The sequence below is a fragment of the Ruegeria sp. CDSC051 genome, assembly GCF_059610665.1.
In genome coordinates this window covers 71,195-93,839 of the sequence record NZ_JBXWOC010000003.1, presented here as the reverse complement: position 1 = coordinate 93,839, position 22,645 = coordinate 71,195, and the positions used below count along the sequence as shown (strand labels likewise).

Genomic DNA, 22,645 nt, shown 5'->3' with positions numbered 1-22,645 from the left:
GGTGTGAAGGACGGAGTTGCCGACCAAAAACCAAAGGTCAAGATCGGCTTATAAGGTTTTGGTTCTGGATCCTGTTGCATCCGCTTGAGTGACCCCATCAAGAATCCAGCCTATAGCAAGCATGAACCGTTCGCCGCCGTCTCTGGTTGCATAGGTTTGCATGTTCTTTTGTAATATCGGGGTATCCTCGGGCGCGAGTTGCTTGCCCAACTCCTCACGTATCTGCGGTGGCCGGGTGAGATCGTTGGCGATCGATCCGATGAGTAGCATGGTAATTGCGTCACTCGCTTCGGCGATGGCCCTACCGCTGAATCCACCCGCCCTGAGACATTCAAACATCAGCTCTGTCGTGGTAGCGGTTCCGGGGCCGATGATAGCCTGGCGGACAAAGATCATGCCCGCACCAGGTGTTTCCAATAGCCGCTTTCGAACCTCCTCCAAAAAATCGAGTAAGCGGTCTCTCCAATCTTCCCCTATTCGCAGACCCTGCGCGGCTGCAAGAAAGAGGCTATCAACTGCGAGGGTGGCGAGTTGGTTCTTGTCGTCGATATGATGATAGATCGCCATGGCTGAAACACCGCATTCTTCTGCCACGCGCCGCATTGTCAGTGCGGATGGGTCGCTTGACTTCAAAACGACAAGGGACGCTTCAACAATTTTGTCCACCGTTAAGTCACGGCGTTTGTTTGTTTTTTTTGATCGCTTAGTGGGTTTGTGCATTTCTTTATTTTACATTGTATAATTAAATATACAAGGTAAAGTTATATAAGTTCGACTTGGGAGGAATGCATGAGTCTGGAAGGTTTGCAAGTTGGAGTGATCGGTGGCAGCATCGCAGGCTGCGCTGCAGCAACAGCGTTGACCCGAGCTGGCTGCAATGTGGACGTGTTCGAACGATCCTCAAAAGGGCTGATGGACCGCGGGTCCGGCATCGGCATTCCGGGCCCTCTACGCGCCACGCTTATGGACAAGGGATATCTTCCTAAGAATTTCCCAAGTTGCGAGATGAAATCGCATTGGTGGCAGGTTCCCGATGGAAGTCGTGACGGAAAGCGCTTGTGGACCCAAGCGACCCCCGCCTTCGCCAATAACTGGGGGAACCTATGGCGTGCGCTGCGGGAAACAGTCTCCGATGACATCTATCACGAGGGCAAGATGCTCTTGGATTTCACAGAGACTGCAAATGGCGTCACAGTGACCTTCCAGGACGGTGAGACGCGAGACTTTGATCTTCTCATAGGCGCGGATGGATACAACTCTGCGGTGCGCCAAAGGATGCATCCCCAAATCGAAACGGACTACGCAGGCTATGTGCTGTGGCGCGGGAATTATCCTGAGGCAGAGTGTGCCGACACCCATTTGATTGAGGCGATCGACAAAGAGACGGCCTGGTTGACTGTCCCTTTTTCGGGCGGACACGGAGTCCTTTACATGATCCCGAATTTTGACGGCAGCGCCGCGACCGGGCAACGCCGTGTGAATTGGGCAGTGTACGCATCCTGTCCTGAAGCACAACCGTTGAACGGCGTCGAATCTATTCCCCCAGGCAGTGTCACGATGGCGGCGTTCGCCGAGCTTCAGATGCTGTTGAACGATCACTTTCCACCCGCCATTCGCAGCCTCCTCGCCCAAACCCGCCACAAAGACGTGTCGATACAGCCGATCTATGACAGCATCGTCGATACCTATGTCAGCAAAAGAACGCTACTGATTGGCGATGCAGGAACAATGACCCGCCCGCACACCGCAAGCGGGGCTACAAAGGCATTAGAAGACGCGCTGGCGCTGGAAATGCTTGCGGTCGCAGCCAAAGATTTACCTGACCTGCTCAAAAGCTACGACGCCCAACGATGCGAGCAAGCAAAAACCCTCAGTCAAATTGGCCGACGTATTGGCCAGCTACAGGTTGTTGAAACCCCTAATTGGGAGGATATGTCGCCAAAGGATTTTGAGGATCTGCACTCTGCGATCCTGTCAGGTGACAAGCTCTATCTCTTCGGTGAGGAAGCGTGAGCCGAAGTGGCGGGCATGACTGGTCCAATTTTGAGCAGCCTTAGAAACTTGATACAGCGGATCTTCTTAAGCGTTTATCGCCCATAGTCCACAAGGCGGGCGCCCGCTTTTCGATGATGACTCGACAGTCTAGGCTTCTTGCAGCCCCCGGCGTCGCCGCAGCATATTGGCGGCGAGGACTATGCGCGCGGATCACGGCCCCTTCCGGACATACAGTATACGATAACGATACTGCGGTCGCAGCCCGCATTTCTGCCGTTCGCTTCAGGCGCAAAACCCACAACATTGCGCTCGAAATCTGGCGCTGTGACGCGGCGATGAAACCGGCCATTGGTGCAGCGCGCAGCGAGGCTGGAACGATCAATTCACACAGTGCGGACGAAGCTGCCGGTTGCTGAACGTCTGCTTCCCGTTAACGCTGAATCTCAGACAATCCACCCAAAGACATACCCCGCCCCGAGCGACCCCAGAATTGCAAGCAACAGATAGAGCATGAACGGTTTAAATCTGAGCACTGGTGCAATGGCCATCGCACCCCAGATGCTGACAACACCGCCCGAGACAAGGAAAGCCATCGCCGCGCCTTCGGACATGCCGTTGTCGATCAACCCGCGTGTCAGCGGGAGCGCAGCGTAACCGTCGATATAGGCCGGGGCACCGACAAAGACAGCGGCGGGTATGGCCCACCATTTGTCTTCGCCAACATATGCTGCCAGTGCGCCCGGCGTCAGTGCGGCGTTTAAGGCATACTCGGCGGCAAATGCCGGGATCAGGCAGGTCAGGATCAGCCGCGTGGTCGCCCAGAACTGTCTGCTGAAAGAATGCCTTCGTGCCTCAGACCGCCATACCCATGGATCAAAGGGTTGATCCCTGCCGCATCGTGCGGCACTCAGTTGGCGCGCAAGACCATTGTCTCGAAGCGCGCTCATTGCCCAAGGTGTCTTGGCGAATAGCCCTGTGATCACGCCCCCGAATACGCCTAATCCGAAAGCTGCAAGTGTTTTGCCGATCGCAAAGCTCAAACCCAGTGTCGCGGCTGTTGTCGCGAGCATCGCCGGATCAGTTATTGGGGAGGACAGCCAGAATGCCATGATCGGAGCGAGTGGCACGCCCGCTGCCAGCAATCCGGCCATTAAGGGCAGCACCGTCACACCGCAGACCGGCGTGATGGCTCCGATGAGCGATGCAGCCAAAACCGTTCGCAACGTCCTGCCCTCGAACGCGCCAGCGATATGGGTATCCGCGCCGCTGGCGATGATCCAAGCTGCTAGAACTATGCCCGGAATGACAATGGGGGCAACGACAATTAGACCCCATAAGACGAACCTTGCTGCGTTTGCGGCGTGTTCCGGCCAGACAAGACCGACGCCCGCCAACATCAGCAGAGACAGGCCCCATATCAGGGGTTTCCAGTTGGATGGTCGGTCGGAGTCGGTTTGATCGGACATGGGATACTCCTCTGACCTTGAAAAATAGTGCGGCGCGAGGCATCTGTGAAACGCATAGTTTCAATTTCCGATATTGGAAAAACAAATGGAAAACCTGGATAGCGATCTTTTGCGAACCTTCGTCGCCGTGGCTGATGCCGGAAGCGTCACAGAAGGCGCCGCTCGTATCCACCGGTCGCAGTCCGCAACAAGCCTTCAAATCAAGCGCCTTGAAGGGATTCTTGGTCAGCCGGTCTTTGACCGACATGGCCGCGGGGTGGTCCTGAGCGACACGGGACGAAAGCTATTTCCAGTCGCGCAGGAGGTGACGGCACGTCTCGACGCGGCACTACGGGAGATTTCCCAGAACACTGTAAGCGGGAAACTACGTTTGGGGATACCCGACGATCACGGGCGAACCAAACTCGCCGAGATCATTGCGTCCTTCACCCGTCATCACCCAAAAGTCGAACTGGATGTCACCTGCGCCCTGAGCACAAGTTTTCCCGAGGCCCTCGACAAAGGTTCGCTGGACCTTGCGGTCTATGAGGTCGAAAACCCGTCCAGCCAAGAGGAAGTTCTTTATGAAGACCCAACTTGTTGGGTGTCGTCGGCGCGCCGGAATTTTCAGATCGATGAAAGCCTTCCGGTGGCCCTATTCGATCATGCGTGCTGGTGGCGCGACGCGGCAGTCAGTTCATTGCAAGCCCGCGGAGAGCCATATCGCCTTGTATATTCCAGCCAGAGCGTCTCTGGCGTGATCGCAGCGGTTGAGGCTGGGATTGCAGTAGGTCTACTTGGTCGCTCGTCGCTTCACGCAGGTCTATCGGTGGTGAACGACGCATTGGACTTCGGAAACACACCTGCCTCCAAGCTGGTGATGGCATCCAGCAAGCCGAAAGAACAAGGGCCTCAAGACGCTATGAAGGAGGCGATCCGAGCCGCATTTATGGCCAAGCCATAAAAAACTGACTTTCGCTGCGTTCTGTCAAATGGGCAGGTCGGACTCGGTTCCTGACATCGGAGGCGGCGCGGCATCCTGTGGTATGACGTTTGTGTCAACGTCGGGTTGTCGTTTTGGGAGGGCATGGCGGATCGGAGGATTAGTCATGGAAATACCAAACTTACCTGCCATTCGCGCACTTCGGCCAGCCTGGAACAAGGGCCGCATTGTCGGTCAGAAGCGGCCACTGAAACCTAAGCATGGCTGGGCAATCCGGGTGCGGCTTGAATTGGCAGAGAACCATCGTGATCTTGCTCTGTTCAATATGGCAATCGACAGCAAGCTTCGCCGCTGCGACCTTGTGAAGATGAAAGTATTGGATGTGCTGGCGTCAGGCCAGATCAGGGAACGCGCCTCAGTGCTGCAGAACAAGACGCAGAAGTCAGTTCGGTTTGAGATATCGGATGGCACCCACACATCCGTCGAGAAATGGATGGAATACGAATTGATGGTCGGATCAGAGTATCTTTGGCTAGGCTGTTCTCATGAGCGCCTTCACATATCGCCACGTCAATATGCGTGGATTGTTCGGGACTGGGTCACGTCGATCGGACTGGAAGTCAGTGCATAGGGCACGCATTCGATGCGGCGAACGAAAGTCACTCAGATCTACAAGAAGACTGGCAACTTTCGCGCCGTTCAGCTTCTGTTCGGGCACACAAAGATGAACAGTACAGTCAGGTATCTTGGCGTTGAACTTGAGGGTGCCTTGGCCATTGATGAAGCTATTGAAATCAAACATCTCTGGGCCGCCTACACGGTCGGCCCTTACCGGTCACTCGACATGTCTTCACGATGCTGCGGTTGCAGCCCACTTTGCGGTCATTCGCTACGACAGCAATATCTCAACACAAGCGAACTCACAGAACGCGGGACGAAGCTGCCGGTTGCTGTCCAGCAGAATTGCCATGTAGTTGAACGACGAAGCTTGCCTTCGAGAGGCTAGATCAAGTGGCGCCGACACTCGCTTCTCGAAGCAGGAACCTTTGAATTTTGCCGCTGGGTGTCTTTGGCAGTTCTTCAACGAATTCGATAAGCCGAGGATAGGCGTGTGCAGAAAGGCGCTGTTTTACATAATCCTTCAGCTCTGCAGCTAACTCCTCATTACCTTCTGTGCCTTCCGCCAGTACGACCACCGCTTTCACTATTTCGGTCCGTTCCTTGTCCGGCACGCCTACGACTGCCGCCTCCGTCACAGAAGGGTGTTCAATCAGAGCGCTTTCAACGTCAAACGGTCCGATGCGGTAACCCGAAGAGGTGATAACGTCGTCGTTCCGCCCTACGAAAGTAATACATCCGTGTTCGTCCCGCTCCACCGTGTCCCCGGTAAGATAGTATCCGTTCTCGATCGATTTGTTGCCCTTGTTCAGGTAGCCGCTAAAGAACAAGAGAGGTGAATCCTCGGTGTTGACGGCCAATTGACCAGGCTCATTGAAATCAGCGATGCTGCCATCCTCGGCCAGAACCTCGACCCTGTATCCCGGCATAACATAGCCGGCCGATCCCGGACGGACCGGATGTTCGAGCCCGTGATGATTATTCACCAGCATACCCGTTTCGGTCTGCCCATAGTGATCTTTGATCGGCGCATTCAGTTCGGTCTCGAACCAGCGGATGACTTCGGGGTTTAGCGGCTCGCCTGCGCTGCTGATGCACCGGATCTGATCGCGCAGCTGTGACGCGCGCTCGGTTCCGGCGGCGATGATTAGTCGAAACGCAGTGGGCGCGCCTGCAAAGTTAGTCACATTCAATCTCGAAATCACGTCATATGTACTGTCCACTGTGAATGGCCCCTCGACCAGAGTGGTTGCATGACCCAATAGTAGCGGGCCGATCAACGCATAGTATAGACCATAGGCCCAGCCCGGATCGGCAATGTTCCAGAAAACATCCTCATGCCGCAGACCGATCCCTTCGATCATGTAAGATCTAAAGGCAGGCAGAGCTTTTAGGGGCACGGGAACTCCTTTTGCGGGACCTGTAGTTCCAGATGTCGCCATCATGAACATCAGGTCATCGCCGTTCCGCAATACCGGGACGAACTCAGGCGATTGCGAGGCCATTGCCCGGCGGAAATCAATGTCTCCCCCAACAACCTCTTGTCGCGTGTCAGCAATCATCGCGACAGGCGGGCAACCTTCCACTTCGTTGAGCTTTTTGCGGTTCGCGGCGTCAGTCACAACCATCTTCGCGCCGCTCATGGTCAAACGGTCCTGAATGGCCTTGGGCCCAAAGGCTGTAAACAAAGGTTGATAGGCAGCGCCAGCTCGGAGGGCGCCAAGAACAACCGTCACAAGATCCGGGGTGCGCGGAAACAGACCCGCCACGATGTCACCGGGTTGGATACCTTGTTCTTTCAGCAAGTTGGCGAAGCGTGCAGCTTCATCGCGCAACTGTCTAAAGTCGCGGGTCTCATAGTGCCCGTCCAATGCAATCCAGTTCAAAGCCAGGGGATTGCCCTGCAAATGGACATCACAACATTCTACGCATGCATTGATCCCGTCGCTGAAATTACCGAAAAAGACAGACTTCGCGACGTCCAGATCAAATTTCTCCACCGCTTTGGAGTATTCTGGGGAAGTCCCAGAGTCAGAATTCGATTCCATCAAAACGTATTCCTCCAAATGCAGCCCTAAATTACCTTGCACTCAAATAGGTCGAATTTCCACGTTGGAGATTACGCGAACATCTGCGCGCCACGAGTGGTCCATTCAGTCCCGAACCAAAGCTCGATTTGGCACGAGACGGTAGGGCAACGGTCCAATGCATGACAGATGAAATGGGAGTGAGCCGACGCTCGTTACAGAGAAACCTAAACGCGTCAGGATTCACATTTTCGGGGATACGCGACCAGGCTGTAAATCATGCAGCATTGCTCGTGCAAATGGTCTAGGTCAGGGCAGGCTCGTTCGACCATCGGAACTTTGCCTCTCAGCGAATTTCATCGAACCGGTCATTGAAGGCCGCGCTGGGATGCGAAAATTGAGCCGCGCATTTTCTGCAGTTGGTTTGAACAATAAAAAAAGGCGGTCAATACTGACATCGATTTGTGAAAACGCGGGAGCATTCTCGCTACACGGAGCAATAACAAGTCAACTACTTGCCTGCGAGTTGGAAATTAAGAGCGCACCATGCAAAACGTGGCAGTTCACGAAGATTCTACCCTGCGTAACGGTTTTTCATGATCTTGCTCAGACGGTACGTGTTGCGATTTTTAAATGATCATTTTAATATGCTCCGATGGGTAGACCAAGATCATATTCACGCGAAGCTGTAGTTGAAAAAGCCATGGGTGTTTTTTGGCAGAACGGCTACAAAGCTGCATCGATAAGTGACGTTGTCCGCGAAACCGGGCTGAACACGGCCAGCATGTACAAGGAGTTTGGAGACAAGGAAGGATTGTTTTCAGCAGCTTTGGATCATTACCGCGATCATGTTATCGGGCCGCGCTATCGTATTCTGATCGACAACCCTAACTTAGAGGGCGTCGAAATGTTTCTCCGAAACGTTTTTTTGGGGGCCGCCAAGTCGGAATACAAGGGCTGCCTGATGATGAACCACCTTGCGCAGAAACATGTGATAAGTCCTGAGGCCGCTGAACAGGTGGGCGCGTTCTGCGCAGAAGTCGAGTCATTGGTTGAAACTGCTCTTCGTAATGCCCAGGCGGATGGAGATATCGGGGCGGAGAAGGACACGGCGCAGCTTGCGAGCTTTGTGGTTTTTTGCGTTCACGGGACCGTCTTGTATGGGCGGCACGACGAAAAAAAGCGCGTGATACCAAACTTTTACGACTTGATCATGAGGGAAATTCGCGAGTGAATTTCATCCCCTATTTATTTTAAAATTGATTTTTTAAAATAAATGTTCTAAAACTATCCCATCCAGATGGAGTTGAAGGCGACTACGCGCTGGACGTTAGTAAAACAGGGATAGGAGAAACACGATGAGTATTTCCGAAACGGCTATGGCCTTCTTTGATGCATGCGAAACAGGCAAAGGCTGGAACGTCTGCAAGACATACTGTCAGGACGGTGCCACTTTTACATGCGAAGCCGACGCATTGGCCGATATCACGACAATCGAAGATTATACAGCCTGGACGGCGGGAATTTTGACCCCAATCCCAGATGGCAATTACGACATCACCTCATTCTCGACTGATCACGAACGCAACATCGTAACGGCCACAGCAGTATTCAGCGGCAAACAAACCGGTGAAGGTGGACCAGTTCCTGCCACCGGCAAAGAAATCGCAACCAACTATGCCTACGTTATGGAATTTGAAGGTGATAAGATCGCCCGAATGACCAAAATCTGGAATGATGGGCACTCTCTAAAACAACTCGGATGGGCGTAGTGACGTCGCTATAGCGGCGGCGCCATTTAGGGGCTGTATTGCGGGAACTTGGTAACCACTTCTGGCTCTCACCGGCAACTTTGCGTCTGAGCTCCAGCCTACACACCATGATGACCGTCTATGGCGCATTTGGACCCAAAGTGGTTTTGAACCCTTTGTAGGTCAAAATAACCGCGCCAAACACTCTTTTGGGGAGCGTGCCATGTCAACACAAACTGGATATCTGTTGATCGCCGACATTTCCGGCTACACACAATTTTTGACCACTTCGGAAATGGATCACGCTAATCCGATTTTGCATTCCTTGCTGGGCGTACTGGTCGAACAGGTGGGTGATCCGCTCCATTTCTGGAAAACCGAAGGCGATGCCGTTCTGGCATATTCAACCCGGCAGGATTTCCCCTCCGGCGAGACCTTCCTGACCATCTGCGAGAATCTCTACAACGCATTTGCTCTTCGTCGGCAGGACATAATTGCCAACACAACCTGTACCTGCAACGCGTGTGCCAATGTCGGAGGGCTGGATTTGAAGGTTATCACCCATCATGGCCAGTTCGAAGAAATGCAACTTGGCCCGGTAAAAGACTTTTCCGGCGCCGACGTTGTTCTGGTCCACCGAATGGCCAAGACGAACGTTGTTGAAGCCACCGGTGTACGCAGTTACGCGCTGTTTAGCGAGGCCGCTGCAAACGCCATGGATATCAAAGGCATAGTGGAACCGTTTTCACAGGACATCGAACATTTTGGCGAGGTTTCGATGAAGGTCTACGATTTGGCTAAATCTTGGGAACGTTTGCGTGCCAACCGCGAGCGCCATTTTTTGACCAAGGAAGACGGAGTTTGGACCTTCAGCCATCATTTCGATGCTCCAATTGCAGTCGTCTGGGAGGCGTTGGTCGCGCCTGAACTAAAGCTGAAATGGATGAACCGTGTTCAGGATATCACCGTCGACAGCCCGCAAGGGCGCCTCAGCAACGGGTCGGAATATCATTGCTCTCACGAATTGGCGGACTTTTTCTATCGCATCACTGATTGGGAACCGTTCGACTATTTCTCGACCTGCATCCAGGATCCGGCGCGCACCGGGGTGAGCTTGCCCGAGACATATCAGCTGACGCAAACGAACTCTGGCACCGACATGCGATACACAATGGGTCAAGCGACGGATGCCGAAGGCAATAGGTCGGAAATCTCAGAACAGGAGGTTTCAGCGTTCCTGGCAGAATTCTGGGCCGCATCGTTCTCTGATCTGGACGAACAACTCAAGGCCTCGAAGTAAGAGCGCTTTGTTGGGACGGCTTACATTGCGTCGGCAACCGCGAAATGCTGCTCTCTGTGATGTGTATGATGTCTGACGCCATCACCTACCGAACATTGGAGCAACAGTAACGTTTTCCCATGCCCTGCTTCCCACGATCGATCCAACGGCCCTACCCGTCATAAACTCAGGGACAACATTTCACTCAGGGATTTCCACGGTTCCTACTATGTGGGTTCGCCTCAAAGGTAGTGCTTGGTACATCGACACAATGTCCGTCGTGGCTATGCCCTCGCCAGTCATCCCATCATAGCGCCCGGTTCCGACGATAATTTCCCAAGAGTTTGCCGCGCCTTTTTCACCTGCTTTCCAACGCGTCGTGAAAGTGTCTTCGCCCTCACCAAAAATGCATATTCCGGAGATTGAGTTGGTCCCATCTTGGTAACCGAACCCCGATCCCAGGCATCGAGCAAGCCCGCCGTCAACAGGACCTTCGATAACTTCAAATCCTCCTTTGTTGTCGGCGATGTGAAAAATATGATCACCAAGGTCAAAGTTTTCCTGAGAAAGCGGATAGAAATTATTAAGCTCGATGCGTTGCTCCTCGGCACTGGTCGCAGTACTAGTAGCGGCCAAGACCGAGATCAAAATTAGGTTTTTCATTAAGGCCTCCTAAGGCTCCATTCACCTTAAGAGTATTAGTGACATTAGCAAACGACGGGCATGTTAATTTCGGCCATTCATGAGCGCCCGCTCGTCTCGACCCGCCAGTATTTGCGGATTGTCCGGGAATGGATGAAGCCCATAGACCTTGAGGCGAGCACCAACGGAACGCATTCTAAGAGGTGAACCAAGGTTACTCAGATCTGCAGAAACATTGACAATCTGCGCAATAAGCGACTTCTGCCTGGACATACAAAGTTGGATAGGACGGTACGGTATCCTGGCCTAGAGTTGGAGGACACATTGGCCATCGCGGAAGCTTTTGAAATTTAGAGCCACAGGGTCGTTTTCCTAGACGGCCCAAACCGGACATTGGCTACAGCGTGGTGATGCTGCGGTCGTAACCCACTTTCCGGACATTCGCTGCGAGAGCGAAGCCCCTGGCGCGCTGAGCACATACAACACAAGACTTGTCGGACTTTCCCAAAGCCCCTTAACTTAAACGGAAGTTACCTACTGGTTCTTGTTGGTGCTAGTAACCGCACGCCAACCTTCCTTTGGCGGCCTGTCTAACAGGTCTTGGGCGCGGGTCATCATGGCGACTGAGGCGGGGTCTCCGTTTCGCGCCTGGTCTGCGGCCGCAAATGCGGCAACGGCCTCTTCAAACCGCCCTGTCCGATAATGTGTAAGGCCCTGTTCATAGGCCTCTATCCAGGCAAATGATCCAACACGCCCATCCGCCATCGCGATCAGTTCGTAGACCACCAGCTCTTCAACACGTCCAAACACGGTAAGCGTGTCCAACTCACGGACCACGATTGCGTCAGCGGCCTGTCGCCTCGTTTCCGGCCCGACCAGGATCAGCGTTCCATAGTCTTTGTTGGCCCCTTCCAACCGACTGGCAACGTTCACGACATCACCAATCGCGGTGTAGTTCAACCGCTGCTCTGATCCGATATTTCCGACCAGAGCCTCGCCGCTGTTCACCCCGATCCTGACGCGTAGGGGGTTGCCGGCTTCATCCTCGATTCCGGACGCGGCCACGGCAGCGACAAGGTCCAGCGCTGCGCGGCAGGCGTTTTCAGCGTGGTTAGCATCTTTACGCGGTGCCCCCCAAAACGCCATTACGGCATCGCCAATAAACTTGTCGATCGTCCCACCATTTTGAGTAATGGCCGCAGAGGCCGCGCTGAAGAAGGGCTCCATCAGCTGGACAATATTTGGGCCAAGTTTTTCGGACAGCCCTGTGAAACCCGCTACATCGCAAAACAACACAGAGATCTGTTTCATTTCTCCGCCCGGCTGTATCTTGATGCCCTCAGCAACCAGCATACGCACGAGATCGGTGGGCACGTATTTTCGGAAAGCGGACAAACCAGCGGCCATGCTCGCGGTTGCCGCAGAAAGATTGGCAAGCTCAGACAGCCTGGAGGGTCTGCGCTCAATGCGTTCGACGTCAAAGCGTTCGATTTTGCCAAGATCTTCGGCGATGCGTGCCAACGGATTTGCGACAATGCTTCGGATCAGCCAGATCGCCAGCCCGGTTGCGACGACTACCACACCGATCAAAACGTATATCAAGTTTATCAGCGCTTCATCGATGCTCGACAGAAACGCCGCTTCGGGTATGACCGTGGCAACGCGCCAGCCGTAAAACCCCAGTGGCGTCAGCGCCACCGCATAAGGCACGCCGTCGATGACGACACGTTTCGTTAACGTGCCCTGGGCATTCGCTTGGGGGTCTGCCAACAACCTTTCGCCTGAGATCATGGCAACTTCATAAAGCTTCCCTTCGCCCATTCGCGCCGGGGTAATCTCATCCGCTTCTGCATCAGGTACCGCAATAACTTTGCCGTCAGCGTTCAGAATAAATGCCGCGCCGAATTCGCCGGGCGCAAGCGTGGCGAGAAAACGTGACAAACGATCCGTTTCGATTGCAACGGCCAGAACACCTTGCCGCGTTCGGTTAACGTCTATCGGACCAGCAAAGGCGTAAACGGTTTTTTTACTATCCGGAAGGTCGCGCGTTTCGATCCACCCCGCAGAGCTGAGCCCCATGAAGTTTTCAAACCAGGCATGTTCGCGCGGATCATAGGATGTTTCAGTAAAGGCCCGCTCCTCGAACTGAATGTCACCCGGGATAAAGATGTAGCGATCCTTCCGCAGCATTCGATCGCGGATTCCCTTGTCGATTTCAATCATCTCAAGCCCGCCGTCACCTAAACGGTGCGACGCGAAAAAATTGCCATCGGGCCAGCCAAAGAACATCCATGAGATATTCGGCTGCGCCTGCAGTTGCGACAGAAAAACAAACTCGCGCTTGTCGGCCTGTCGCGTCGCGATGACGTTCTGGACAAAGATCGTGCGAACGGCTGCCCAGGCGGCTTCGGCCGACCTAAGCGTCACCCCCACCTCGATGCGGACAGTGTTCGCGATCTGGCCGTTGATTTCAGCTGCAAGCATGCGGCTATTGTCGCGCGCAGTCGTCCACCATAGGGAATGGACAATAAAGGTCGACACTCCGATAGACACAGCCACCAGAATTGACACAGCGATGCCCACGCTAAGTCGCACTTAAATCTCCGCCAAATTACTCATATTCTTCAGTATTGAATTGAGATTGCTAGGAGGGCATAACTTTTTTAGACCTATCCCGAAATCTCACGCAACTGTTAGGTAGCAGCAAAGCATTGTGTTGAAGCGGGCGCTTGAACATTGACTACTGTAGCTGACCTTTGCGATTTTTCCAGACGCTGTGTGCAAATGAACGGGCGGCCCGAACCTGCCATTGGCAGATTTGTCCCACCACTGCGCTGCAGCTCATCAAAGGAGACATTCGCCGCAGCCACAAAATCGGCAGGTCTACGAACTAACAGCTCGCGAAAGGAATCTGCCGTTCATCTACTCTGCCCTTCCGACCGCATATTGCGGGAAGAGCCACCGTTGGTCCGAATTCGCAAGTTCGGTATGATCTTAGCGGCTTTGTCGCAAAATTCTCTGAAGTGTGAGGGCTGGTTGGAATTTACTAAGTTCAAGCGGTTTGGTTCGCAAACTGCTTGAACGGGCAGATTCCGACTCCGAACTGACCCTTTCTGATCATCTGCGCAACTTCAATCCCATCGAGCGTTGCAGAGGTGGACGCAGTTTCGCTTCTGGCGACGTGCCTTGTCGGCAATCAATGGCGCATATTTGACGATCCAACGGTTCAGCGTCGCGTGATCAACCTTAACTCTGCGCTCAGCCAGGATTTCTTCCAGATCCCGATACGACACTCAGTAGCGCAGATAGAAAAACACCTCGTGCAAGATCACATCTTTTGGGAAATGCGAGCCTTTGAATGAGATCGTCATCGGATGCTCCTGTCAATTTTGGGCTGGTCAAAAATATTGTTTTCTCCAGTGACAGAATAATTAAGTCTATTGAGAACCAGTACCGCCAACTACTAATCCAAGTATATAAGGGCGCTTCTTGATAAACGTGGCCTTTGTGCCGAATGGGCAAAGCATTGGTTTTTCACCCGTCGCGCAAACAAACCGCACCAGGGAATGGCGAACGACATCTAATCTGATCTCTAAACGGCGGCGGCTGCTACCTGAAGGGTGCGTTGTGGGCTAACACTTGCCAGATCTCAGGCGTCAGCCCTGGATGCTAGCATTGGATCGAGTTCCCTTTCAGCACAAAGAAGCTAACCATCTAGCGCGCTCCTGTAGAAAACTTGACAGTTACCGGGTTTGCGCCTTTGACGCGCAGCTCCGCCACATGCTCACCTGGCTTGGGTACATCGATCCAAGCATCCAGATCTTTGGCGACCTTCTTGCCGTCCAGATACCATTCAACAGATTTTGCTTCGGTGCGGCCAGTGAATGTACCCCAGAGATGCAGCGGTCGGTCCGGGCGCACCACTTGCCCCTCAGAGGGGTGAATAATGGCGAGTTCGGGTGGCGCTGGTGGCAGTTTAACTTGCTTGGTGTCTGCCGTTGCGGTGAAGTAACCGTCATGAGCAAGGACCCTAATCCAAACCTTGTCGACCGGAATGGTGTTGGGGTCGATCTCTACGCTGTTACCTCTCGCACCAACCCTGAGCCCGTTCCAGCGTTCACCATCAGAAGACCATTGCAGCCAAATATCGGGATCGTAACTACGCTTGGCCCCGGTCGTTTTCCAGGAAACCTTTAGACCAGACTTGCCAATGCTGGCTTCAGCCGAAGCCAATTTAACCGGCCGTGTCGGTCGCTTGCGCTCCCATATGACTGCGTCCCCTTGGCAGATGCGGATTGCAATTCCAGAGCCGACATCGCCCATTGCCGCAATGAAACTATACGGCGGTTTAGGCGGATCCTTTTTATCGCCTCCGCCGCAACCGCAGCCATCGCCATTGGCGTCGTGATTATCCATTGTGAACACCGGCGCAGATGAGATCACCTCGTCCTTGTCCCCGATCAACTGCAAAACTAGATCGGTACGCGCGCCAGACATCCGCAAGGGCCGGGTTGGAACCCGTACGAGGCTTGCGACCGAGACCTGCATGTCTTTGCCGACCTCACCCACGATCGTCACGAAAGGACGCATCTGGTCTTGCCGATCGACTTCCATGGCGCCTGCCCCCACCGAATTGCCGCCAGACACGCCCGTTGCCAGCGCCACCGGGTCAAATTCGGCGCGGTTCAGCATATAGTTATGCGTAAAGATCGAGACCCACCGGGGGCCGCAATAACCCATCAGATCCTCACTGTTGGCCGGCCGGTGTATTGTCCCGTCATTTGTGTCGAGCCCGTATTCGCCGATGCTCGCATCCGAATAGACAGTGTTGCCATTGCTATCGGTCGTTGTCATGCCGGTATCGTAAGGCTCGTAAAGCGGGTAGCTCGCGTTCGGCGTGCCGACCGTGCCACATGGGGCATGTGGTAAACCCGCCTGATGGCCCAACTCATGCGCTAACGTGACCGGGCTACCGGACAAGCCAGCGCCGTTGCCGCCGCTGGCGCATCCTGTATTGCCATGCGAGCGCGGGATCGCCGCATTGACCAGTCCATAGTAAAGCCAATCGCCCTGATTACCGTCATTCGTGCGCGCGTTAGCCACGAAATTCAGGATCGGCGTCCAGTTGGGATCGCACCCCCCCGCTGGGAAATTGTTGTTTGTCAGACCTTGTGTTGTTGTCTGACTGTCGATGATCCGCACGTTGGGCGTACTGCCTACCGGGAAAACCCGAAGGGCAAAGCTGGTATCAGCGGCAACTTGCGCTGCGTTAGGGGCAGGCAAGGTAATATTGGCGCCGCCGCCCATCGGTGGACCGTTATAGCCAATTGTGACGGCTGCAACGCGCAACTCTTGCTCAAGATCGACATCAACAAGCTGTTGGGCCGTGCCGCTGCCTCCATAGCAATCGTCTGGCGACGAGACAGTGATAGAAAGGCGCAAGAGCCCGGTCATCACGTTGGCAGGGATAATGAAGTTCAGCGTCGCATCAATGTCGCGTCTCTCTGCGTCGTAGCTCGAGAAACTGTCCTGCGCTGTCACCGGGGCATTGGACGGAACGATATTGGCCACCGTGGACCAGATCCCACCAACCCGGCGTTCCACTTGAAGTTTGCCACTGACATTGCCGAGCTGCCCATTATCGAAATTCGGATCCTGTCCACTGCGCAGATATGTCCGCACCCAGGCCGATTTATTGGCAACAAGTTGAAGTGAGTTGTCCGGGCCGCGGTCAGCTGGATCAGTCAGATGCTGGTTGGCTCGGAAATACTGTATCGCCTGCGTTACCTCGACCCCGTCGATGGATAGATCCGGCGGGTTCTGGAAAACGAGGTCTAAGCCCTGACTTACTGTAGGAGGTTTACATTTACCGGTCACGACGATTTCGACCCGCACTCGGGTCGTTTGGTCGAAGTCAGTCTGATCGAAGTCCCAGCGTCCCAGATCGGGGGCCGGTGAAATCTGCGCAATGGCAGCGCCGGTGTCTGTATTGACGATGCGCACAGTCACTGAGTCAGCGGCGCAGACCTTCCAGCGGATTTTCAGAACCTCGCCGGGTAACAGGCAGTCGTCGTTCTGATGCCCTTTGACGATAAACTTGAGAATGTCAGCGCTTGTGCCTTCGAACTCAGCCAACATCGTGCCGCTTTTTCGATAGTCCAGGAAACGATCGCAGACGCTGATCGTTTGGGTCGGAGGAATGATCGCCAAACCACATCCTGCACTGGACGGGACGATCACGCAGATGCGTTCGTCTGACCACGAGGTCGGCACAGCGATCGGACCGGGGTTCATCGTGCCATGCTGGGTGAACTGCACTTGCCCCGCAATATCGCCAAACCCGCACCCGCAGATCGCCACCATGTCACCGGGGCAGGCACGCTCTGGGTTGATCTTGGTCACGGTGTAGCATTCGATACTGCACCAGTTTCTATATGCATCCGTGATGCAATCCAGGATGGGCTGGCGGGCACAAGTTTGACAGCAAGGCACTTGTCCACAAGGGGTTTGACCGGTGCAGATGCACATCACATATTCGAGCAGATCCTTAAAATGACGCCTTGCGTGCGGCTTCTTGCAGATCAGGTTGACAGCTGCTTCATGAAGCGCGGTCAACGCCTGGAACCGGCAACGTTGTTCAAGCAGCGCGCCGACGTATTTGATCATTGTTGGTCTGTGACCACAGGATACATGCATGGCCGCAAAGGCCATCAAGCTCATGTCTTTGTCAGCGATCAGGGACTTACCGGTCGGGCAGACATGGTCGGAACAGCACACCGGGTTGGGTTTGGATTTGATGGGCTTACAGCTGTCATCATTGCAGTCGTCGGAAAAAATGTCCTGCAAGATACCGCCTGCATCATCCCCGGATGCGCCGCCACAGCCACAGCCTGTTGGCGACGTGGCACAAAGAGCATTGAGTACATCCACATAGCGCCCCTTGGCAGCGACGTCTCCGTTCAGAACACTCCAGGCATCACTAAGCGAGTTGTCAAAAATCGCAAGCGTCGGGCGGATGCACTCAAAGAAGTGAGTGCGCTTGCGCAGCAACCGATCAGCATCCGCAAGCTCAAGCGCTTCCTCAATGTCATCGAGAACGCTTTCTGGCAAAAACGGCTTATCCGGTGCAGCCCAGCTTAACGGGCGCCTCAGGTGACACGCCAGCTTCTTTGCCGGGATGGCGACGTCGATTTTAATATCGTCGGTGCAGGAACAATCCTCAATCTTGAGCCGGGCTTTATGGATGCGCACGCCATCGCGGTCGCGCAGCTTTATCCGCAATTCCATCGGACCTGCACATCGACAGTCTTCGGGTATTTTCGACGAATCCACTATGAGCACAAATCGGCCATCGGCGGCTGTCAGGACGCATCCAAGATCGATCTTACAGCCGTCTCGCTTGCGCCAGCCATCCCCAAATACCGCCTGAATCTTGACCAATATACCGTGTACGGGCTGACCGTTTTCCTGTTGGGTGACACGACCGAAAACAGATTGAATAAGACTGGACATAGCTAAAGTAAGCCTCCGTTTTAAAAATGAACTTCTGTCAATTTCTCTTGGGAATTGCGCCAAATAGGACGCTTTACACCAATCTCGACCAAGTGTGATTTGCAAATTTGGAATAGTGTTAATGCTGTTTAAATATGCTTTTATTTTGCGCCAAAATACCCAAAATGTCAATCAGGTGCCACCTAGGGCATCGCCGCTCGGAGGCATTAACAGCAATGGACACCGCACTCCTTCCGCACGGTGCCAAGTGCAATATGCCGCACAGCTCTGATGTGAAGAACTGGTTATTGTGCAATTTTACCGCGCACGCAGCCAAAAGCACTGAGCGGCCCATAAGAGACATTCGGCACCCTGCTGGCATTCTGCGGTCGTAGCCCGCATCCCGGTCATTCGCTGCAAGTGCAAATTTTGGCGCTGCTCGAACTCACACATTGCGGGACGCAGCCGACTTTCGCTGCGAATGCGCCTACGGCTGCTTTCGGAAATTGGCCGGGCTGAAAGGCTCTTGTCCGTAATAGAGCTGTGACGTTTGAATTTGTTACTTTTTGCCTTATTGGACGGCCATAGAAACTCGATCGTGTCTTGGGGAGCATCCGAATTTGCGTGCATATTCCCGCGAAAACTGGGCCGAGCTTTCGTATCCGACGCCATAGGCAATCTCGGACACTTTCGACCCGGTTGTGCGCAGCTCGTTGCGGGCCTGCATCAACCGCAGGTCCTTTTGGTATTGCAAGGGAGACGTTCCAGTGACCGCCTTGAACTGCTCAAAAAAGGCCGAGTTGCTCATACCAACACGCCCGGCAAGCTCGGGAACACACAGTGACCGACCCAGATCAGAGCGGATTTCGTGTGTCGCTGCAAAGATTTTGCTGGCCACGTTTTCATGCCACACCAGTTTCTGAAGCGTGCCGCCATGCTTGCCAATCAACAGGCGGGCATGGATTTCCCGCGCTGTTATGGGGGCGAGCATGCACCGTGTCTCATCGGTTTCGCACTGTTGGAAATAGCGCAACAGCGCGTCCTGTAACGCATCATCCGTATCTGCGAGGCAAATCGAAAACGGGTCCGATACACGGGCACCAGATGACGGTGGCAGCGACGACGCCAAGGCGCGCATCACATCCAAATCCAAAGGGAATACGAGTGCGACATAGGGATGCTCGGGCGTTGCGTTGGTAACCTGCGAGACCACGGGCAAGGCATTGCTGACGATCAGTGATTGCCCAGCCCCAACTGTCAGGATTCTCGTGCTGGTGCCAACCTGCTTTGCGCCCTGCAGCACCGCACACAAAAGAGGACGGTAGACATTGGCCTCTTGTTGGGTTGGCGTCGGATGGGTCAGGAACACCGTCCCGCTTTCTTCATGCTGAAGAACGCCCTGGCCGATCCCTTTCTGGTCAAGCAGTGTCGAAACGTAGTCCAACAAATCCTGGGGTTCCATGTCCGCCTCCCTTGGTTTGTCCTCCTTTAGCATGGGCGCAGCCTTATTTCTTAAAAAAACTCCGTTTCTGGAGAAATGTGCTAATTTTTTGGAGAATAGAAAAAGATTCCCACAGAATTCTTGAGTATTATGCGCAAAGGCATCAGGGGATCAAAGATATGAAGACCATTCTAATTACCGGCGCGTCGTCCGGTATCGGCGCGGCAACGGCCCGGTATTTTCAGGCCAAGGGATGGAACGTCGTTGCCACGATGCGGACCCCTACCGGCGGCTCGGATCTTGCCAATTTGGAGAACGTCCACCTGGCGCGGCTGGACGTGACGGATGCCGACTCAATCGCGACGGCCGTGGCAGGGGGCATCGAACGCTTTGGACAGATCGACGTTTTGCTGAACAATGCAGGCTATGGGGCCTATGGCGCGCTCGAAGCCTTTACGATGGACCGCATCCGACGCCAGTTCGACACCAACGTGATCGGCTTGATGGAGGTGACCAAAGCGGTGCTTCCCCACTTTCGTCAAAACCGTTCCGGCACGGTGATCAATATCTCGTCTATCGGTGGGCAGATCACCTTCCCGCTGGGCGCGCTTTATCACGGTACCAAGTTTGCGGTGGAAGGTCTGTCCGAAGCCCTGCACTACGAGTTGGAACCGTTGGGCATACGGGTGCGTATTGTTCAGCCTGGCATGATCCAAACGAATTTCGGCGGCAGCTCGTTCGATTTTGCGATGGATGAAAATCTGTCAGACTACGTGCCGATGGCCGAAGCTATGGGGCGCCTGTTCGGCAAACTCGCATCGAACCCTTCTGCGCCAGAGACGGTTGCCGAGGTGATTTGGGACGCGGCCAACGACACCGGCGACCGTTTGCGGTATCGCGCAGGACCTGATGCCGAGGCTTTGCTGGATGCCCGCAAACAACAAGACGATGCGGCGTTTATCGGGGGCATTAAACAAAAGATGGCGCCCTGAAACACGACGTGACCCGTCATCAAGAGAGGGAACAACATGTACCAAAAAGCAATCGATAAAGGCGGCCTGGCTGTTGTCACCGGGGCGGCAAGCGGCGTGGGCTTCGCTGCGGCCAAACGGTTCTTGCAGGCGGGTCTGGGTGTTGTGCTGGTCGATCTTCCGGGAGAGGCGCTGGACAAAGCCGAGCCGGATTTGATCGAACTGGCGGATACGTCCCAGACGGTTCGGGCGATACCCGCGGACGTGACCAACGCCGCAGCCATGACGGATCTCGCCGATCAGGTCTTTGAACTCGGAGAAGTGGCTGTCTTGATGAATAATGCCGGGATTGCGTTGCCGACCGGCAGTTGGGAAAACAGCGAGAACTGGCGGAAACTGATAGAGGTCAATCTGTTTGGCGTCATGAACGGAGTGCACGCCTTGCTGCCGCGGATGATCGCCACAGCGCGCCCTGCCGTGGTCATCAACACAGGCTCGAAACAGGGGATCACCACGCCGCCCGGAAACGCCGCCTATAACACCAGCAAGGCCGCTGTGAAGGTCATGACCGAGATGCTGGCCCACGAGCTGCGCGAGGCGGGTGCCGAGATCAGCGCCCATTTGTTTGTGCCCGGCTTTACCTACACGGGCATGATCCAGAAGCTCATGCCCGAAAAGCCCGCGGCGGCATGGTCAAGCGACGAGGCGATCGACTATCTGCTGCAGCGCATGTCGAACGGAGATTTCTATATTCTCTGCCCCGACAACGATGTCTCAGAAGCCCGCGACAGGAAACGCGTCGAATGGGCCTTGGGTGATATTATCCATAACCGGCCCGCGCTGTCGCGCTGGCATCCTGGCTATGCGGATGCCTTTGCCGCCCACGAGGTCTCGGAATAGCCGCTCCATAAGTGCGGCCGTAAATGGAGCCAACAAAACTGCTATCCAAATCACAAGGCTTACACCTCGTCGAAATACCTAGCGGACATTCGTACGAAGCGCGGCAACTGAGACTTCGGGCTCTCCTTAAACCTATGCCGCGACTTGCACCGAGGGCCGCTCTGGTACGAAACGACTTTTGCGGCACGCGTGTGAACAGACAAAACGCGGGACAATCCGGACACTTGGATGAATGGCGACGACGCGCATTTCAGCACATCGTTCCGATCGGCTAGGCAACGACCGCCGAGGTCACGACAGACGGAATTGGCACGTCCCATTCAGGACCCGTACCGTGCTTTGCCAGAACTTTGGCCACAACCGCCGCTCGGATTGCGGCCGAATTCGTTGTAGGTTGAGGGCGCAAAAGGGCGCCACCTCGGGCCGTTCCTTCAAGAAAGAAATCGAACGGTGCGCCCGGATCACTAACCTGCCATTTCGACGCGACGAAGGTTTGATGGCAATCTGAAAAACCGGCCTTGGCGAGTACGGGAAAGGCGATAGTCGGATCGGCATAATCATTTGCCCCGGGACCCGGTGGCAAGGCAATCTCTGGCGACCCGTGTTCCTCAATGGCGCCAAAAACATACCCCAGTGCAGTGTCAACTTCGGGCCCGCACCACACCGAATACGCCAGCCGACCGCCGTCGCGCAAAATACGGCGAACTTCTGCCAACACTTTCGGGGGGTCCGGCATATGCGGCATCCCAAAGCCAATTGTTACAGCGTCAAACGTATTGTCTTCAAAGCTCAAGGCCATCGCATCGCCCTCAACGAACTGAGCCTGTGGCACCGCCAGCCGCGCCATCTCAAGCATGGCGGGTGAGAAATCAAGGCCCGTTACGCGAGCACCTGTGTTGAAAAGGCCTGCGGATACATTGCCATGTCCGCAGCACAAATCGAGCACACGAGTGTCCGGTCCAGCACAAACCGCAGCGACCAGGTGTGGGACAACCATGTCCGCCGCCTTGGCAAACACCTCGGCATAGGACTGTGCCACATCGCACTTGGCCCATTCGCGCCTTTCGAGGGCGGCAAATGTGTCCTGTTCCTGATTGTCAGGCATCCAACATCTCCTCAGTCGCCACGTTTCGGAGGACCGC

15 protein-coding genes and 2 pseudogenes are annotated in these 22,645 nt (G+C 54.7%); 8 read left to right on the top strand and 9 right to left on the bottom strand.

Annotated features, from left to right (window positions below; all coding sequences use genetic code 11):
- Positions 1 to 48 precede the first annotated feature (48 nt).
- Positions 49 to 720 (bottom strand): TetR/AcrR family transcriptional regulator, encoded by a 672-nt coding sequence (locus AC2FH0_RS08675; RefSeq protein WP_496701452.1) that lies wholly within the window; start codon positions 718 to 720, stop codon positions 49 to 51.
- A 69-nt stretch (positions 721 to 789) separates the two neighbouring features.
- Between AC2FH0_RS08675 and AC2FH0_RS08670 the strand changes: the two genes are divergently transcribed.
- A complete protein-coding gene (locus tag AC2FH0_RS08670) occupies positions 790 to 2,013 on the top strand; it encodes an FAD-dependent monooxygenase (RefSeq protein WP_496789085.1) in 1,224 nt (407 codons plus the stop codon).
- Between the two features lie 425 nt (positions 2,014 to 2,438).
- Here AC2FH0_RS08670 and AC2FH0_RS08665 read toward each other — a convergent pair whose 3' ends face one another.
- Positions 2,439 to 3,461 carry a permease gene (locus AC2FH0_RS08665; protein ID WP_496691960.1) on the bottom strand — a complete coding sequence of 341 codons (1,023 nt, stop codon included), beginning with the start codon at positions 3,459 to 3,461 and terminating at the stop codon, positions 2,439 to 2,441.
- An 85-nt stretch (positions 3,462 to 3,546) separates the two neighbouring features.
- Here AC2FH0_RS08665 and AC2FH0_RS08660 point away from each other — a divergent pair, with 85 nt between their 5' ends.
- Together AC2FH0_RS08660 and AC2FH0_RS08655 are read left to right on the top strand one after the other, a co-directional pair.
- Positions 3,547 to 4,404: a LysR substrate-binding domain-containing protein gene (locus AC2FH0_RS08660; RefSeq protein WP_496789083.1), complete on the top strand. Its 858-nt coding sequence runs from the start codon at positions 3,547 to 3,549 to the stop codon at positions 4,402 to 4,404.
- A 145-nt stretch (positions 4,405 to 4,549) separates the two neighbouring features.
- Positions 4,550 to 5,179 (top strand): annotated as a pseudogene (locus AC2FH0_RS08655) (tyrosine-type recombinase/integrase); the annotation flags it as partial.
- Positions 5,180 to 5,390: 211 nt separating this feature from the next.
- Here the strand turns inward: AC2FH0_RS08655 and AC2FH0_RS08650 are convergent.
- The gene (locus tag AC2FH0_RS08650; protein ID WP_496789082.1) at positions 5,391 to 7,001 is read right to left on the bottom strand and encodes an AMP-binding protein; all 1,611 of its coding nucleotides are present in this window, start codon (positions 6,999 to 7,001) and stop codon (positions 5,391 to 5,393) included.
- A 730-nt stretch (positions 7,002 to 7,731) separates the two neighbouring features.
- On the opposite strand from AC2FH0_RS08650, the gene AC2FH0_RS08645 reads away from it, so the two are divergent.
- From AC2FH0_RS08645 to AC2FH0_RS08635, 3 genes are all read left to right on the top strand, one after another.
- On the top strand, positions 7,732 to 8,262 hold the full coding sequence (locus AC2FH0_RS08645; RefSeq protein WP_496704068.1) for a TetR/AcrR family transcriptional regulator: 531 nt from the start codon (positions 7,732 to 7,734) through the stop codon (positions 8,260 to 8,262).
- 124 nt (positions 8,263 to 8,386) lie between these two features.
- Positions 8,387 to 8,800, top strand: a complete 414-nt coding sequence (locus tag AC2FH0_RS08640) for an ester cyclase (RefSeq protein ID WP_496704067.1) — start codon at positions 8,387 to 8,389, stop codon at positions 8,798 to 8,800.
- A gap of 202 nt (positions 8,801 to 9,002) precedes the next feature.
- Positions 9,003 to 10,079: a DUF2652 domain-containing protein gene (locus AC2FH0_RS08635; RefSeq protein ID WP_496704066.1), complete on the top strand. Its 1,077-nt coding sequence runs from the start codon at positions 9,003 to 9,005 to the stop codon at positions 10,077 to 10,079.
- A 180-nt stretch (positions 10,080 to 10,259) separates the two neighbouring features.
- On the opposite strand, the gene AC2FH0_RS08630 is transcribed toward AC2FH0_RS08635, so the two are convergent.
- The 5 genes and pseudogenes from AC2FH0_RS08630 to AC2FH0_RS08610 all read right to left on the bottom strand — a co-directional run bounded on the left by AC2FH0_RS08630 (position 10,260) and on the right by AC2FH0_RS08610 (position 19,653).
- The gene (locus tag AC2FH0_RS08630; RefSeq protein WP_496789081.1) at positions 10,260 to 10,721 is read right to left on the bottom strand and encodes a hypothetical protein; all 462 of its coding nucleotides are present in this window, start codon (positions 10,719 to 10,721) and stop codon (positions 10,260 to 10,262) included.
- A gap of 513 nt (positions 10,722 to 11,234) precedes the next feature.
- Positions 11,235 to 13,295, bottom strand: a complete 2,061-nt coding sequence (locus tag AC2FH0_RS08625) for an adenylate/guanylate cyclase domain-containing protein (protein WP_496789080.1) — start codon at positions 13,293 to 13,295, stop codon at positions 11,235 to 11,237.
- Between the two features lie 572 nt (positions 13,296 to 13,867).
- Positions 13,868 to 14,071: pseudogene (locus AC2FH0_RS08620) on the bottom strand (IS6 family transposase); the annotation flags it as partial.
- A gap of 343 nt (positions 14,072 to 14,414) precedes the next feature.
- Positions 14,415 to 18,212: a hypothetical protein gene (locus AC2FH0_RS08615; RefSeq protein WP_496789078.1), complete on the bottom strand. Its 3,798-nt coding sequence runs from the start codon at positions 18,210 to 18,212 to the stop codon at positions 14,415 to 14,417.
- A 550-nt stretch (positions 18,213 to 18,762) separates the two neighbouring features.
- Positions 18,763 to 19,653, bottom strand: a complete 891-nt coding sequence (locus AC2FH0_RS08610; protein ID WP_496789077.1) for an AraC family transcriptional regulator — start codon at positions 19,651 to 19,653, stop codon at positions 18,763 to 18,765.
- A 158-nt stretch (positions 19,654 to 19,811) separates the two neighbouring features.
- On the opposite strand from AC2FH0_RS08610, the gene AC2FH0_RS08605 reads away from it, so the two are divergent.
- Both AC2FH0_RS08605 and AC2FH0_RS08600 read left to right on the top strand, forming a co-directional pair.
- Positions 19,812 to 20,624, top strand: a complete 813-nt coding sequence (locus tag AC2FH0_RS08605; RefSeq protein ID WP_496789076.1) for an SDR family oxidoreductase — start codon at positions 19,812 to 19,814, stop codon at positions 20,622 to 20,624.
- Between the two features lie 36 nt (positions 20,625 to 20,660).
- The gene (locus AC2FH0_RS08600) at positions 20,661 to 21,503 is read left to right on the top strand and encodes an SDR family NAD(P)-dependent oxidoreductase (RefSeq protein WP_496789075.1); all 843 of its coding nucleotides are present in this window, start codon (positions 20,661 to 20,663) and stop codon (positions 21,501 to 21,503) included.
- Between the two features lie 271 nt (positions 21,504 to 21,774).
- Here AC2FH0_RS08600 and AC2FH0_RS08595 read toward each other — a convergent pair whose 3' ends face one another.
- The gene (locus AC2FH0_RS08595; RefSeq protein WP_496691949.1) at positions 21,775 to 22,608 is read right to left on the bottom strand and encodes a class I SAM-dependent methyltransferase; all 834 of its coding nucleotides are present in this window, start codon (positions 22,606 to 22,608) and stop codon (positions 21,775 to 21,777) included.
- Positions 22,609 to 22,645 lie beyond the last annotated feature (37 nt).

Coding starts and splice junctions, on each gene's coding strand:
- AC2FH0_RS08615 (WP_496789078.1), bottom strand. CDS start 18,212: ATGTCCAGTCTTATTCAATCTGTTTTCGGTCGTGTCACCCAACAGGAA.
- AC2FH0_RS08635 (WP_496704066.1), top strand. CDS start 9,003: ATGTCAACACAAACTGGATATCTGTTGATCGCCGACATTTCCGGCTAC.
- AC2FH0_RS08665 (WP_496691960.1), bottom strand. CDS start 3,461: ATGTCCGATCAAACCGACTCCGACCGACCATCCAACTGGAAACCCCTG.
- AC2FH0_RS08600 (WP_496789075.1), top strand. CDS start 20,661: ATGTACCAAAAAGCAATCGATAAAGGCGGCCTGGCTGTTGTCACCGGG.
- AC2FH0_RS08660 (WP_496789083.1), top strand. CDS start 3,547: ATGGAAAACCTGGATAGCGATCTTTTGCGAACCTTCGTCGCCGTGGCT.
- AC2FH0_RS08645 (WP_496704068.1), top strand. CDS start 7,732: ATGGGTGTTTTTTGGCAGAACGGCTACAAAGCTGCATCGATAAGTGAC.
- AC2FH0_RS08630 (WP_496789081.1), bottom strand. CDS start 10,721: ATGAAAAACCTAATTTTGATCTCGGTCTTGGCCGCTACTAGTACTGCG.
- AC2FH0_RS08610 (WP_496789077.1), bottom strand. CDS start 19,653: ATGGAACCCCAGGATTTGTTGGACTACGTTTCGACACTGCTTGACCAG.
- AC2FH0_RS08640 (WP_496704067.1), top strand. CDS start 8,387: ATGAGTATTTCCGAAACGGCTATGGCCTTCTTTGATGCATGCGAAACA.
- AC2FH0_RS08595 (WP_496691949.1), bottom strand. CDS start 22,608: ATGCCTGACAATCAGGAACAGGACACATTTGCCGCCCTCGAAAGGCGC.
- AC2FH0_RS08675 (WP_496701452.1), bottom strand. CDS start 720: ATGCACAAACCCACTAAGCGATCAAAAAAAACAAACAAACGCCGTGAC.
- AC2FH0_RS08670 (WP_496789085.1), top strand. CDS start 790: ATGAGTCTGGAAGGTTTGCAAGTTGGAGTGATCGGTGGCAGCATCGCA.
- AC2FH0_RS08605 (WP_496789076.1), top strand. CDS start 19,812: ATGAAGACCATTCTAATTACCGGCGCGTCGTCCGGTATCGGCGCGGCA.